This is a genomic window from Bacillus sp. PK6-025, assembly GCF_056530265.1.
This window is the reverse complement of sequence record NZ_CP096509.1, coordinates 2,251,629-2,265,088: the sequence shown is the minus strand read 5'-3', so window position 1 is coordinate 2,265,088 and position 13,460 is coordinate 2,251,629. Positions and strand designations below refer to the sequence as shown.

Here is a 13,460-nt window from a genome sequence, read left to right as displayed (position 1 = left end):
GTTCTAGAGGAGGGGAATTTTTGTATATTCTGTGACTAAATTCTGACGAAAAGCCGAAAACGTTGACATTCCTCCTGAATTTGAATACGATTTTGATAGCTTGCACAAATAGGAGAGATTGCCCGATATGACACATACACAAAAAAATAAAAACTATACAGGCATTGTTGTTGCTCTGACGATTATCATAAACGGTGTCATTGCCCTCTTGTTTTTCATGCCGAAAAGCGACAAATTCGCTCATTTGGATTTGACTTTTCTGCCGCTTTTGAACGCAGTCTGCAACAGCTTCACATTCATTTTCTTAGTGGCTGCACTGATCATGATTAAACAGAAAAACATTAAGGCGCACAAGCGGTTTATTTTTGCCGCTTTTACGACAACGTTCATCTTTCTTGTTTCATACTTAACTTACCATTCATTAATGCCTGACACTCATTTTGGCGGGGAAGGGATTATAAGACCGATCTACTATTTTATTTTGATCACACACATTGTCTTGTCCGCTTTAATCGTTCCCTTGGCCTTGTTTACGTTGTTCAGAGGCCTGAGCATGCAGGTGGAACGCCACCGCAAAATCGCCCGCTGGACGATGCCGCTTTGGCTGTATGTCAGCCTGACAGGTGTTCTCGTCTATATGATGATTTCCCCATACTATTAAAAGCCGGAGAATCCGGCTTTTTTTTGTTCCCGCAACTTCTTCTCTTTTAAAAGCGATTTTCCTCTGGTACAAAAATATATGCTGAAATAGATGATCGTCTACACAAGATATGGAAATAGGAATATAAATAATTAGAGCTTTTTATAGAAATGAAAAAGGGAGATGGATATGAAAATTTTGCTTGCCACTTATTGGAATATACCCCATGTAGGTGGTGTATGGACATATATGGAGCAATTAAAAGAAAAGCTGGAGTCCTTAGGACATGAAGTGGATTTGCTCGGATATGGAGAAGAGAGCAGTATCGTTCATATCGTAGATGAAAACCGCAGCGTCAAAAAAGATGAGCTGCTTCCATTAGTTAAAGCAATGATGAGCGAAGAGAAGTATCCGGAAATATACGCAAATCAATTGGTCAGCTATACTGAGCTTCAGCGCTATGTCTATGAGCTGGGCGCTGCCTATTTGGGACTTGACAAATATGATCTAGTTCATGCGCAGGATATCATTTCAAGTACATGTATCAAGCGTGTTATGCCTAAAGATCAATTGCTTGTCACGTCGCTTCACGGCAGTGTCGCATATGAAATCAGAGATCAGCTCAACACCATCCACAGATCGTCGACTTCCCATGTTGCAAAGGCATATTTTGACCACCTAGAAACAATAGGTGCGATGTCTGGCGATACGGCGATTGTTGCAAACAACTGGCTTAAAGATATTTTGACGGAAGAATTTGAAGTGCCGGAAGAAAAAATCCTTGTTTCTCAGTACGGCTATAATATTGACGGATTTCTGGGACGGATGGACACAAAGGCAGCTGATATGCCTTTAACGGATAAGAAAGTGATCCTTTTTACCGGAAGAATGATTGAAAATAAAGGTATACATCACTTAATTGAATCACTAGCTCTATTAAAAAACCGTCGAGACGATTGGGTATGCTGGCTGGCAGGAGAAGGGGAAAAGCTCGCCGGACTCAGAATTCAAAGCGAGCAGCAGGGGCTTGATGATAACGTCGAATTTCTGAGAAATCGGAAAGATGTGCCTTACTTGTTATCCCTCGCTGATATATATGTTCTTCCAAGTCTTTTGGATAACCAGCCTTTATCTTTAATTGAAGCTCAAATTGCCGGGGTTCCTGCAATTGTCAGTGATGCTGGAGGTTTGCCGGAAATGGTAGAGCATGAAGTGACTGGCCTTATCGTGTCAAAGGGAGATGTGAATGCACTGGCAAATAGTTTAGAACGATTGCTGGAAGACGATGATTTTAGAAATCAATTGGGGAATAACGCCAGGGAGTTTGCTAGGAAGCATTGGGATATGGATGAAGCCGTCACTAGGGTCCTTGATATTTATCAAAATGAGAAATAAGGAGTGAAATTGAATGAAATCTTTAATTATTAATCACTTGTTTGAAGGTTTAAACAAAGAAATAGATGCTGAATGGTGGGCAAAATATGTGGATCTGCTGGTCGAATTCACCGAAGAGCGGAATAGCCAGAAGCAAGATAGCTCAACGGCATCCGCAGAATCAGATACAGATGTGAGTGAATCTGTCGATGAGAGCCTTAAACCTTTAATAGCAGAGCTAAAAGATATTTTTGAAGATATGAATAGCAGCATTTTGGAGAATAATAATAAAGTTTTAAAAGATATTCTAGGGGCTGCAGCTCAAGGAATTGATCGCAATGTTTTAGAGGAAATCATCGAGTCAGTGCGTAAAGAAGTCAGAGTGTCTGATCCCGAAACGGCAGAGTCTTTAGAAACGTTTAAAGAATCGACTGACAATAATACGGTTACCAGCTCTACTGAAAGTTTGGAACGGTCAGTTGTAGAAACACTTACAGAATCACTGCCCGAAGACCACACAATCCCAAGCCCCGAAACTGTAAAGGTGCTTAAAGCAGTTCAAGAAAATCGTAATGAAAGTGAAAACAATTAAAAATAAAAAGCCTTCGCAATCCGAAGGCTTTTTATTTTTTTGTATTCTTATTATTTCAAATTGAAATTAAATGCAGTAGGTAGCTGTCTTTTACCTTTTTCCGTTACGAGGCATACAATACTATCAGCAGTATATCTTTTTCCTATTAAAGAAGAACATAAAATAGGAGGGGAACGATGAGGTGATTGATAGATGAATTTAAAAGACATTAAAGGTCAATATGATGCCGTTTTTAGTATGGGACATCTTTGTTTAGCGGCTATTCAGCTGAGAAACAATGATTTAAGGCCTTTTGCAGGACCTCTGGACTGGGTTACCACGAATTCTCTCTCAGATCTCAATCGGCTTCTTAGAAATCGCTTCACCGGCTTTATGAATTCTAAAAATATCAGAGTCATTGGCTATAATACAGGTGAAAAAAAAGAAGAGGGATCTACAATCTATGTTTTAGATGACTTTTATAACATTGGCTCTGTTCACGACTTTGACGCGGATCAAAATACGCTTGATCAATTGATCACTTATTCTGAAGTGATGGAGAAGTACAACAGAAGGATTAACCGCTTTTTGGAGAAAGTTTCAACAGGCAATCGCATCCTATTTGTCAGGACAGAAGGAGAAGGCAGCTTTAAAGAAGCACAGGAACTTGAACTTGTATTATCAGATTTGGTTCAGCACGACTTTAGCGTTCTTCTGGTGAAGCACTCGAAGGTGAATGGGATTGTAGAGAAAAATTGGCCATTAGAAAAGACTTGCACTGTTGAACTGCCGGACAAAGAGATATGGGAGTCAAACAATGATCTATGGGCATCGTTGTTTAAAGGAATCACTCTCGTTTAAACCGGATTTTTTTGGAGTTTACCAGAGGAGGAAAAGAAATGTTTGAAAATAAAACGATATTCATTACTGGAGGAACAGGCTCATGGGGCCAGGAACTCATTCTTCAGCTGCTATCCTTAAATCCTAAAAAGCTCATTGTATTTTCCAGAAATGAAGAAAGACAAGTTCAAATGAGAAGGCAGATTGAAGATCCGAGGCTGACGTTTTTCATCGGGGATATCAGAGATCGGAAAGCGCTGAATACAGGATTAAAAGGTGTCGACTATGTCTTTCATTTAGCTGCGCTGAAGCATGTGCCGGTTTGTGAAGAACAGCCGCTTGAAGCATTAAAAACGAATGTCACAGGGACGGAAAACGTTATTGAAGCAGCGATCGAAAACGGGGTTAAAAAAGTCATCAACGTCTCGACTGACAAAGCGGCTGACCCTGCCAACTTTTACGGAATGACGAAAGCGATCGGCGAGAAGTTGATCGTATATGCGAACCATCTCTATTCAGACACGGATTTTATTTGTGTAAGGGGAGGAAATGTGCTCGGAAGCAGCGGAAGTGTTCTTCAGCTTTTTAAAGACCAGATCAGGAAAAAGAACCAGGTCTCCATCACAGACAAAAGAATGACCCGTTTCTTCCTCACGAAGGAAAAAACGATCCGGCTTTTATTAAAAGCGGCTGAAAGCGGTCAAGGCGGGGAAATTTTCATTATGAATTCGCCGGCCTGCAGAATTTTAGACATGGCTGAAGTGCTGATCGAAGCTTACGGAAACGAAAAAACGTCCATTGCAGAAACGGGGGCAAGGCCGGGGGAGAAGCTTCATGAACTGCTGATTTCACCTCATGAACGGCAGCATGCTGTTTCATTTACAAATGACCTCGCGGTGGTGCTTCCTGCAATCAAAATGCCTGAACTTCATAAAAAGTATGCGGATTGTCAGCCTTTAGAAACTGATCATTTGAGCTCAAAAGACTTTTTAATCTCAAAAAAGAAAGTAAAAGAAATGCTGAAAGAAGGCGGTTTTTTGGAGTAGAAGGATGGACCGAAGCGTTCACGGAGAATACGCGAACTGATGACAGGCATGGCATGCGGCTGCAGGCGATGCTTCTGTTCGCTCCTCGAAAACAGGACAAGCCGGACGAAAATTCACCCGGCTTGCCGTTTTGTCAATGTTCAAGTGTTAACCCTTCGATATGTTCTTCGACTTTTTTTGTGCGTTCCATTACTTTTTCCGTGTAAGAGTAATCCCCGTAGCAATAAGGGTAGCGGAAATTGTTTGTATCTCCGCCGCAATTATACAGATCGGGGTTCTTTTTGACTTGTTCCTCGGAAAATGCCTTTGCCAGCTTCTCTGAGTGCTTTCCGCCGTGTTTTGAGACGTAATCGATATAACCCGATCCCATATTATAGCTTTGGATGATCGTTTCAATATCGACGCTTTTTTTCTGTCCCTTTTTATACATTGCTGTAAAGTGGCGCACACCCTGCTTAATGCTTGCTTTTGGATCGTCAATCTCATTTCGCTTCATACCGAGAGATTCCGACGACTGCATCGGATCACCGCCTCTGCCTTTCGACTCCTGATACATCATGCCCAATAAAAGAGCGGTGTATTGTGAAAGATCCTGTTCATCGAGTTCTTCTTCAACAAGAGGTTTGTAATCTTTTAATCTCTCAAGAATGTTAGATTCAGTGTCAAGAGGAAGCCATTTTAATTGTTCCAGACCGGAGATGGCAAAGAAAATGATCAAGGGAACAAACACAAAAAAAGACAAACAGCCAGCTCCGGCTAAACATCCCGATTTCTTTTTCTTCAATGGTTTCACCTCTGTAGCGCCCTGATGCAAAACAGTATACAGCCTCATTTATTATGACATATATCTTCAAGAAGACCAAGCGATATCCTTCTATCTTGGATCGCGGTCAAAGCCGAATGTGACGTTCGGAAGAGTACGGATTCTGAACAAAAAGTATATAAAACCGGCAATCAGCCAGCCGGCTCCAATCATGAGCGCATTTTTGCTGATGCTAAGCAGCAGCCAGCCGCAGAAAGAGGCCCCCAAAAAGGGCAGAACCAAATAGCGAAGCGTTTTTAAAAAGCCTCTTTCCTGTTTTCGAATGTAGTAATGGCCGATGACAGACAGGTGGACAAAAATGAATCCGATCAGCGCGCCGAAACTGATGAATGAATAGATGACCTCGAGTTCCCCGATCATGGCCGTCAATGAAATCAGCCCGATGAACATAATGTTAAACACCGGCGTCTTTAAAGTCGGATGCACATAGCCGAAAAAGCGTTTCGGAAGAGAGCTGTCCCGCCCCATCGCATACAAAAGCCTCGAAGCGCTCGCATGCGAAGAAAGCGAGGATGAAACGACAGCGACCATCGTGCCCGCCAAAAAGAAGGACTTTAAAAAAGCGCCTCCTGTATATAGGGCTATTTCCAGCGATGCCGAATCGGCATGCTGGAAGCTATCATAGGACGGATAGATTTGCTGCATCAAGTAAGAAATCGCCGTAAACAGCGTTCCGCCGATCGCTACTGTTAAAAAGATGGCTAACGGAATGTTCTTCTTCGGGTTGACCGTTTCTTCAGACATGGTGGAAATCGCATCAAAGCCAAGAAACGAAAAACACAAAATCGTCGCTCCTGATACAATCAGGGAAGGCTCGATATCAGAACGGAAAAACAGATCGGCTGAAACCAGCTCGCCCGTCCCGAGGCCGTCTGCGAGCCCGGCGATCATAAATCCGGCAAAAGTCAGGGCGACGATCACTTGAAAAGCGACGAACAGCCCTGTAATATTTGCGGTTAGTCTAATGCCTAAAATATTGACAACGGTAATCGATAAAGCGAGCAGAACGACCCAAAAGCCATGCGGCACTTCAGGAAAAGCCGCCGTCAAATAAGCGCTGCCGATCGCAAAATTGACCATCGGCAAAAATAAATAGTCTAGCATGATCGTCCAGCCGGCTAAAAATCCTGCGTGCGGATGAATGCTTTCATATGCATATGTATAAACCGATCCCGCTTTTGGATAGGCTTTGACCATGCTGCCGTAGCTCAAAGCGGTCAAAAGGAGTGCGGCAACAGTGAATATGTATGCCGCCGGAACGTGCCCCTTTGTCAGTTGTGCGACCACTCCGTATGAATCAAATACGACGAGCGGGTCCATATAAGCAAGGCCGATCACAACGAGCGGGCCGAGTGTAAGGCTTCGTTTAAGCGCAGTTTCGTTTTTCAATGACTTCTAAATCCCCTTATGTAAAAAATACAGAAATTAAGACATATTTTATCTGTTTTTTTGCGCTTGAGCAACTGTATAAAACCTCTTTTTCCTGTATAAAAATAGCAACAATTGCAAACCCTTTGAAAAAAGGCAAGGAGTATGAAGGTATGGATATATTGAGAGGCTATGTTGAAGCCGTCAAAAGAAATATGGAGACGATGAATGCATCTGATTATGATGGAAAAGAAGAGGATCTAAGAAGACAGCAGGAAGAGCTCGAACGCTATGAACAACGGTTAAAAGAGAAAAGCGCTTCGGCCGATCGCTTTGATCGGGTAGTCGATGCCGCTGTAGATTGTGCGGCCGGCGATATTTCATTTTCACAGCTTGAACATATGTATCAGCAAAAAGGCAGCTAGCGTCCGGATCAGCGGACGCTTTTTTCGCGTTTCAGGATGATGCGGACAGATCAGCCTAGATAGCGCAATATATAGAAGCGAAAAAATCATGTACATGTGAAGGAGATGGTAAAATATAGTTTGAAAGGGGAGGAGCAATTTTGACTAACTATATTTGCACGACGTGCGGTGTTCAATGTGACGCTGCTACGAAAGAGCCGGCGGAATGCATTATTTGCAATGAAGAAAGACAGTATGTCAATCATTCAGGGCAAGCTTGGACAACGCTGGAAGAAATGAAGCAAAGCGGAAGGTTTCAAAACGAAATCGCATTGGAAGAAGAGCGATTATACAGTTTGACGACAACCCCCGAATTCGGCATCGGTCAATCGGCATACCTGATACAGGAGCCCGGTTTTAACTTACTGTGGGATTGTATCACATACCTGGATCAGCGGACGATTGAGAATATCGAGCGGATGGGCGGAGTCCAGGCGATCGCTTTATCACATCCGCATTATTATGCTGCACAAACGGAATGGGCTGAAATGTTTGATGCTCCGATCTACATTCATGAAGATGACAAACAATGGGTGCAGCGGCCGAGCAGCCGGATTGTGTTTTGGTCCGGCGATTCCCTCAAGCTGTCAAGCGGGTTGACCTTGCACAGGCTCGGCGGCCATTTTAAAGGGGGAGCGGTCTGCCATTGGGCAAACGGAAACGGAGGCAAGGGAATCCTCCTTTCAGGAGACATTATCCAAGTCGTTCAAGATCGCAGATGGGTGAGTTTTATGTACAGCTATCCAAATTTGATTCCTCTTCCTGCCGGCAAAGTGGAGCAAATAGCTGATCAATTAAAAAATGTTCCATTCAACCGGCTGTACGGCGCTTTTCGCCGCTCTGTGGAAAACCATGCCGGAGAACGTGTACAGCTGTCAGCCGCAAGGTATGCAGAAGCGCTTCTGGGAACGCTGTTTTCGACTTGATCTGTTCCCTGGCTATAAAACTTTTCAACCGGTATGTTTTGGTATATGATATGAAGGTAAAAGTTGCGCGGAAAAGGTGAAAAGCATGAGTGAGCACAATCAGGAAACAACAGAAAAACAGGTGCGGGCCGAGTTAGATGAAGAAACTTTATTTCTCGTTTCACAGACGTTTAAAGCGCTCTCAGACCCTACGAGAATCAAAATTCTTCACCTGCTCTCACAAGGCGAACATTCGGTCAATGAAATAGCAGAGAAGCTGAGTCTGCTGCAGTCAACCGTTTCGCACCAGCTCAGGTTTTTAAAAAATCTTCGTCTCGTTAAATCAAGAAGGGCAGGGACTTCCATTTTTTATTCTCCGGAAGACCAGCATGTCCTCGATGTACTTCAGCAGATGATCGATCATACACAGCATGACTAAAGCTTATGAAAAGGCAAACTCCACATCCCGAGTTTGCCTTTTACGCTGAGCGTTTTTCTTCGTTTCTTCCTTTTTTTAAAACAAAAAAAGAGAAACCGACATAATAAACGGCCAGTACAAAAAAACCGATCATCGTGGCCGGGTCCTGCGCAAAAAGGGCGCCGTACGCTGCTGAACCCCCGTTTGAAACCGCAGTCTGGAGCTGGCCGATCTCGGCGATCCGGTAAAGAAACCGGTATAAAAATAACAAAAGTACGATCAATTCAATCCATAAATGCGTTCTGAAATAAAGGATGCCGTCCCGATTTTCGATTGACACATGCTTCAGCGCATAGGCGGTCAAGATGAGTCCGAGCGCGATCCCAATCAGATCATAGAAGTATGATAAAGGGTGAAGTGCGCTCATCGTCAGCAGAAAAACGAAAATTCCCGAAAAGAGGATGATCCGGAACAGCATGCGTGCCGGCTTTAGAGGCTGATAGCCGACTGAGCGTTTGAACTTGATATAGACGAAGGACACAATGGCGAAAAACTGTAAAAAATAATATATGATGTTTTTAAAACCTCCTTTTTTATGGAGTATATGTCCAAACTGTATAAATCGTAACAGGAAAAGTGATTTTCTAAATAATTGGGTGATGAGATCCCCTTTTTTGTCATGATATTCCAAAATGGTGTGTGCTTTAGAATGAAAATTGACAGCGTAAGATGAATGTGAGGGATCTGCGGTGAAAATTGACCGGCTATTGGCCATCGTGATTTTATTGATTAATAAACGCCAAGTGCAGGCAAAGGAGCTTGCCGGCATGTTCGAAGTCTCTGTCAGAACGATTTACCGGGATATCGAGGCGATCAACCAGGCGGGCATTCCGATTGTCACCTTACAGGGAGCGGGAGGCGGGATCAGCATCATGGAGCGGTTTCGGCTCGAAAATAAACTGCTTTCTGCAGACGAACTGGCTGCCATTACGACGGCTTTGGAAAGCGTTTCTTCGACGTATGAAGTCCTTCATCACGGTTCTGCCCTTGAAAAAATCCGGTTTCTCGTTTCCGAAGAAGAAATGCCGGAATTCCGCAAGAAAACGGAAAAATGGTTTGTTGACATCTCTTCCTGGGGAGAAAGTCCTGTCATCAAAGAAAAGATCCGTTTGTTGGATGAAGCGGCAGACAGCACGCGGGCGGTCTCCTTTACATACGTGAACAGAGAGGGGCAAACCGGAACAAGGAAAGCTGAGCCGCATACCCTCGTCCTAAAGGGAAGGCACTGGTATTTATATGCGTTTTGCCTAAAGAGACAGGCGTTTCGCTTCTTTAAACTGTTGCGTATGAAAGACGTGCAGATGCTTGAAGAAAAGTTTGAAAGAAAGGAAGTTGATCTGTCTTCACTTCCTTGGGAAACATCATGGTACAAACCGGACAATATGACCGAGTTGACCCTTCTCATTAAACCGTCGGGAGAGTCTTTGGCGAGAGAATGGTTTGGCTCAGAAGCTCTCACTTATGAAAACGGACAATGCGTGGCAACCGTTTCTTATCCGGAAGATCAATGGCTGTACGGATTTCTGCTCCAATTTGGAACACATATTGAAGTTCTCACACCTCCCCGCATCCGTCAAAAAATAAAAAACTTGGCTAATCAAATTGTACATTTATACGAAACCTGACACGATGCTGTCAGGTTTCTTTTTGTATGATGAAGAAAAAGGAGGAATGAAACATGGAACATCATGTTTGCCAAAGCTGCGGCATGCCGATGACAAGCGAACTTTTCGGCACAGAAAAAGACGGGGGGAAGAATCGCGACTACTGTATGTACTGCTATGAAAACGGAGCATATACACATCCGGATGCAACATTGAAAGAGATGATTGACATCTGTGTTCCTTATATAAAAGAAGAGGGAAAAACCGAGGCCGAAGCGAGATCGCTCTTGGAGCGGACGCTCCCTCATTTAAAACGGTGGGCGTCGGATACGCAAACGAAAGGCGGGCAGAGAAGATGAGCTTTTCTCATTTCGAAAAACAGAAGGCAAAGTTATTCAGCGGGATATCGACCGTGACAAGCAACCGGGATGAAGTATCTGAAAAAGGTAAAATTCCTTCCATGTGGAGTTTATATCGCGAAAAATTTCCGCATACTGAACGCCAGGACATTAGGAGAGACACGATCGCACTTTATTCAGATTATGAGACGGACGAACACGGGACATATACATTTTCAATCGGAACGTTCGTTGATCAGCAAGAAAAAACGGCCAATCTCATTTCGCTCCCTGCATCCGAATATGCCGTTTTTGTTTCAAAGCGGGGGAGGATCGCGGAGGTCGTGTTTGAAACTTGGCAAGAGATTTGGACATGGGATGAAAAAAATCTTCGTACTTATACCGGAGATTTTGAAGTTTATGATGAACAAGCAGAAAATCCCGAAAATGCCCAAGTTGTCATCTATGTTGCTGTCGATCGAAAAAAATAATGCTTGCAAAACTAATGCCATTAGTTTTAAAATGAAAACTAACGGTATTAGTTTTTTATTTTGATCGAAGAGGTGAAAGCGATGAGGATTACCCGATTTGAATCGGTCTACCAGCTGACTTTTTTTCCGCGCCTATTTCCTGTCAACTGTTATTTAGCAGATGAAGAAGACGGCCTTACATTAATTGACACAGGGATTCCGATCAGCAAAACAGGGATTTTAAAGGCTGCGGATCATCTCCGTAAGCCGATTAAACGGATTTTGCTGACCCATGCCCACAGCGACCATGTCGGTTCGCTTGACGCGCTGTACTACAGCCTTCCCGGTGTGAAAGTGTCCATATCTGAACGGGATGCGCGTCTGTTAAAAGGTGATACAAAGATGCTGGAAGGGGAGCGCGGAACAATCAAAGGAGGCGTTCCGAAAAACATCAAGACAAATCCTGATATCCTTTTAAAGGAAGGAGACAGGATCGGTTCATTGCTGACTGTTTCATCACCTGGGCATACGCCTGGCAGCATTTCGTTTTTGGATGAAAGAAGCGGTCTTCTCATAGTCGGTGACGCGTACCATACGCGAAGCGGCATGACGGTATCAGGACATTTAAAGCTTTCATTTCCTTTTCCGGCTTTGGCCACGTGGGACAAAGAAATCGCTTTAGAAAGCGCGCAAAAGCTGTTAGATTTAAAACCGAAGGCGCTTGCCGCCGGCCACGGCAATCTTGTCCATGATCCGGTTCAAGCGATGACAAAAGCGGTGAACGAAGCACATATCAAATTGAACAGGAAAGGATGAAGAAATCGTGTCTCCACGAATCGGTTTGAATAAAGAAGCAGTATTGGAAGCTGCGGCATTTCTGGCTGATGAGGAAGGCATTCATGAAGTGACGCTTGCTTCTCTTTCCAAAAGGCTGAATGTCAAATCTCCGTCTCTGTACAATCATATAAAAGGATTGAACGACTTACGGAAAGAACTCGCACTTTACGGCTTGACGATACTTTATGAAAACATGGCTTCTGCTGTCCAGGGAGCCGAAGAGGATCAGGCTGTCAGCAGAATGGCTCACGCCTATGTCACTTTTGCCAAAAACAGGCCGGGGCTTTATGAAGCAACTTTTATTGCAATGCCTGATGAAGATGAACGGCTTGACGAAGCAGGAGACAGAATCCTCGCCTTGGTGCTTTCCGTTCTGAAAGACTATCATTTAGACAATGACTCCGCGATCCATGCGGTCAGAGGCTTGAGAAGCATCATGCATGGATTTGCAACACTCAGGCAACAAGATGCGTTCGGTCTTCCTTATGATGTGGAAGAAAGTTTTGATCTGACAATCCGTGCCTTCCTAAAAGGCATCGCTATCTATCAGACCGAATAAACAAGGGAATTTTTCCTTAATTGTTTACATTTTTTCGAAAATTTAGTATGATTGTCGTATGGCTCTTCCATTTTTTGAGTCATAGGTATGAGAAGGCTTAACCAGCCATTAATTGCCTTGGCCTAACAGCCGAGGATTTTTTTATGTCGGCAAAGAGAGACTGGATATGCAAAAATTGGTTCACACATGATGTGTTCCATGTTATGCTGTTATTGTGAATATATTCACAAAAGGGCGTGCGCAATGAAAAAAACTCCGATTTACGTAGAAATATCTATCCAGACAGATATGGAGCGGCTATGGCGCTATACTCAAGATCCTGCCCTCCATCGGCAATGGGACTTGCGATTTACGGACATTACCTATTTAAAGCGCAGACCGGGTGAACCGCAAAGGTTTTTATACGAAACGAGAATCGGCTTCGGTTTAAAAATTTCCGGTACAGGAGTGTCTGTCGGAAACGTATATCAAGACACGGGAGACAGAGTCTCGTCACTCAAGTTCGCTACAAACCACCCGCTTTCTGTCATTCGCGAAGGCCGAGGATATTGGAAATACAGCGAAAGCGAAACCGGGATCACGTTTATGACACAATACGATTATGACACCCGTTACGGGAGGCTGGGCCGGCTTGCAGATAAGGCATTCAGGCCGCTCATCGGCTGGGCGACGGCCTGGAGCTTTGCTGCGCTGAAGATCTGGCTTGAAAAAGGACACCATCCAAGGCTGCTTTTTCAAAAAACATTGATCTATTGGCTCGTTTGTCTGCTGTTTTCTTTCGTCTGGATTTACCAGGGGCTTGTGCCAAAGCTCATGATGGTTCATCCTGAGGAAATCAGCATGCTTTCGACTTTCACGGGCGGCCGTTTTCATCCCGAAATGCTCCTGAAACTGATCGGCATGGCCGAGGTGATGGTCGGCGTGTTATGGCTTTATCCAGGTCGGAAAAGGAAGTGGTTTCTTTTGCATATCGCCCTGCTTGTGCTGCTTTCGGTATCTGCAGGAATGGCTGATCTCGCATCTTTTGCCCAACCTTTTAACCCGGTCGTGCTTAATGCCGCGCTTATCATCTTGTCCGTTGTCGGCTATGTGAGCGCTTGCGGCATTCCAAACGCGGGTAATACGATCAGAAAGAGGCGTTGA

General features: G+C 44.0%; 17 protein-coding genes. 14 read left to right on the top strand and 3 right to left on the bottom strand.

What is annotated here, in order from left to right; all coding sequences use genetic code 11:
- Positions 1-127: 127 nt before the first annotated feature.
- From M1D67_RS11555 to M1D67_RS11535, 5 genes are all read left to right on the top strand, one after another.
- Complete coding sequence (locus tag M1D67_RS11555; protein ID WP_020451765.1) at positions 128-661, top strand: DUF420 domain-containing protein; 534 nt, start codon at positions 128-130, stop codon at positions 659-661.
- 168 nt (positions 662-829) lie between these two features.
- Positions 830-2,035, top strand: a complete 1,206-nt coding sequence (locus M1D67_RS11550; protein ID WP_479831314.1) for a glycosyltransferase family 4 protein — start codon at positions 830-832, stop codon at positions 2,033-2,035.
- 13 nt (positions 2,036-2,048) lie between these two features.
- Positions 2,049-2,606, top strand: a complete 558-nt coding sequence (locus tag M1D67_RS11545) for a hypothetical protein (RefSeq protein WP_101560981.1) — start codon at positions 2,049-2,051, stop codon at positions 2,604-2,606.
- 192 nt (positions 2,607-2,798) lie between these two features.
- The gene (locus M1D67_RS11540) at positions 2,799-3,446 is read left to right on the top strand and encodes a DUF1796 family putative cysteine peptidase (RefSeq protein WP_479831313.1); all 648 of its coding nucleotides are present in this window, start codon (positions 2,799-2,801) and stop codon (positions 3,444-3,446) included.
- Positions 3,447-3,484: 38 nt separating this feature from the next.
- Positions 3,485-4,471 (top strand): polysaccharide biosynthesis protein, encoded by a 987-nt coding sequence (locus M1D67_RS11535; RefSeq protein ID WP_411239410.1) that lies wholly within the window; start codon positions 3,485-3,487, stop codon positions 4,469-4,471.
- A 133-nt stretch (positions 4,472-4,604) separates the two neighbouring features.
- On the opposite strand, the gene M1D67_RS11530 is transcribed toward M1D67_RS11535, so the two are convergent.
- Complete coding sequence (locus tag M1D67_RS11530; RefSeq protein ID WP_224146223.1) at positions 4,605-5,255, bottom strand: lysozyme family protein; 651 nt, start codon at positions 5,253-5,255, stop codon at positions 4,605-4,607.
- 90 nt (positions 5,256-5,345) lie between these two features.
- Positions 5,346-6,683 (bottom strand): APC family permease, encoded by a 1,338-nt coding sequence (locus M1D67_RS11525; RefSeq protein WP_026579574.1) that lies wholly within the window; start codon positions 6,681-6,683, stop codon positions 5,346-5,348.
- A gap of 152 nt (positions 6,684-6,835) precedes the next feature.
- On the opposite strand from M1D67_RS11525, the gene M1D67_RS11520 reads away from it, so the two are divergent.
- The 3 genes from M1D67_RS11520 (at position 6,836) to czrA (ending at position 8,470) form a co-directional block, all read left to right on the top strand.
- A complete protein-coding gene (locus tag M1D67_RS11520; RefSeq protein ID WP_479831312.1) occupies positions 6,836-7,087 on the top strand; it encodes a YnfE family protein in 252 nt (83 codons plus the stop codon).
- 140 nt (positions 7,088-7,227) lie between these two features.
- Positions 7,228-8,052: an MBL fold metallo-hydrolase gene (locus M1D67_RS11515; protein WP_479831311.1), complete on the top strand. Its 825-nt coding sequence runs from the start codon at positions 7,228-7,230 to the stop codon at positions 8,050-8,052.
- Positions 8,053-8,137: 85 nt separating this feature from the next.
- Positions 8,138-8,470, top strand: coding sequence for a Zn(II)-responsive metalloregulatory transcriptional repressor CzrA (gene czrA, locus M1D67_RS11510; protein ID WP_003182557.1), 333 nt, complete (start codon positions 8,138-8,140; stop codon positions 8,468-8,470).
- A gap of 40 nt (positions 8,471-8,510) precedes the next feature.
- On the opposite strand, the gene M1D67_RS11505 is transcribed toward czrA, so the two are convergent.
- The gene (locus tag M1D67_RS11505) at positions 8,511-8,990 is read right to left on the bottom strand and encodes a CcdC protein domain-containing protein (RefSeq protein ID WP_189396870.1); all 480 of its coding nucleotides are present in this window, start codon (positions 8,988-8,990) and stop codon (positions 8,511-8,513) included.
- Positions 8,991-9,198: 208 nt separating this feature from the next.
- On the opposite strand from M1D67_RS11505, the gene M1D67_RS11500 reads away from it, so the two are divergent.
- From M1D67_RS11500 to M1D67_RS11475, 6 genes are all read left to right on the top strand, one after another.
- Complete coding sequence (locus tag M1D67_RS11500) at positions 9,199-10,134, top strand: helix-turn-helix transcriptional regulator (RefSeq protein ID WP_020451756.1); 936 nt, start codon at positions 9,199-9,201, stop codon at positions 10,132-10,134.
- 53 nt (positions 10,135-10,187) lie between these two features.
- Positions 10,188-10,472 carry a zinc ribbon domain-containing protein gene (locus tag M1D67_RS11495; RefSeq protein ID WP_023855708.1) on the top strand — a complete coding sequence of 95 codons (285 nt, stop codon included), beginning with the start codon at positions 10,188-10,190 and terminating at the stop codon, positions 10,470-10,472.
- Entirely contained in the window at positions 10,469-10,942 is a 474-nt protein-coding gene (locus tag M1D67_RS11490; RefSeq protein ID WP_023855709.1) for a GyrI-like domain-containing protein, read from the top strand. Before M1D67_RS11495 ends, M1D67_RS11490 begins: the two co-directional genes overlap by 4 nt.
- A gap of 81 nt (positions 10,943-11,023) precedes the next feature.
- Positions 11,024-11,737, top strand: coding sequence for an MBL fold metallo-hydrolase (locus M1D67_RS11485; protein WP_035338584.1), 714 nt, complete (start codon positions 11,024-11,026; stop codon positions 11,735-11,737).
- A gap of 7 nt (positions 11,738-11,744) precedes the next feature.
- On the top strand, positions 11,745-12,317 hold the full coding sequence (locus tag M1D67_RS11480; protein ID WP_020451752.1) for a TetR/AcrR family transcriptional regulator: 573 nt from the start codon (positions 11,745-11,747) through the stop codon (positions 12,315-12,317).
- A gap of 243 nt (positions 12,318-12,560) precedes the next feature.
- Positions 12,561-13,460 carry a DoxX-like family protein gene (locus tag M1D67_RS11475; protein ID WP_020451751.1) on the top strand — a complete coding sequence of 300 codons (900 nt, stop codon included), beginning with the start codon at positions 12,561-12,563 and terminating at the stop codon, positions 13,458-13,460.

Excerpts from the sequence above, each read along its gene's own strand:
- M1D67_RS11535 (WP_411239410.1), top strand. The coding sequence starts at position 3,485 with ATGTTTGAAAATAAAACGATATTCATTACTGGAGGAACAGGCTCATGG.
- M1D67_RS11485 (WP_035338584.1), top strand. The coding sequence starts at position 11,024 with ATGAGGATTACCCGATTTGAATCGGTCTACCAGCTGACTTTTTTTCCG.
- M1D67_RS11555 (WP_020451765.1), top strand. The coding sequence starts at position 128 with ATGACACATACACAAAAAAATAAAAACTATACAGGCATTGTTGTTGCT.
- M1D67_RS11550 (WP_479831314.1), top strand. The coding sequence starts at position 830 with ATGAAAATTTTGCTTGCCACTTATTGGAATATACCCCATGTAGGTGGT.
- M1D67_RS11475 (WP_020451751.1), top strand. The coding sequence starts at position 12,561 with ATGAAAAAAACTCCGATTTACGTAGAAATATCTATCCAGACAGATATG.
- M1D67_RS11520 (WP_479831312.1), top strand. The coding sequence starts at position 6,836 with ATGGATATATTGAGAGGCTATGTTGAAGCCGTCAAAAGAAATATGGAG.
- czrA (WP_003182557.1), top strand. The coding sequence starts at position 8,138 with ATGAGTGAGCACAATCAGGAAACAACAGAAAAACAGGTGCGGGCCGAG.
- M1D67_RS11545 (WP_101560981.1), top strand. The coding sequence starts at position 2,049 with ATGAAATCTTTAATTATTAATCACTTGTTTGAAGGTTTAAACAAAGAA.
- M1D67_RS11540 (WP_479831313.1), top strand. The coding sequence starts at position 2,799 with ATGAATTTAAAAGACATTAAAGGTCAATATGATGCCGTTTTTAGTATG.
- M1D67_RS11490 (WP_023855709.1), top strand. The coding sequence starts at position 10,469 with ATGAGCTTTTCTCATTTCGAAAAACAGAAGGCAAAGTTATTCAGCGGG.
- M1D67_RS11495 (WP_023855708.1), top strand. The coding sequence starts at position 10,188 with ATGGAACATCATGTTTGCCAAAGCTGCGGCATGCCGATGACAAGCGAA.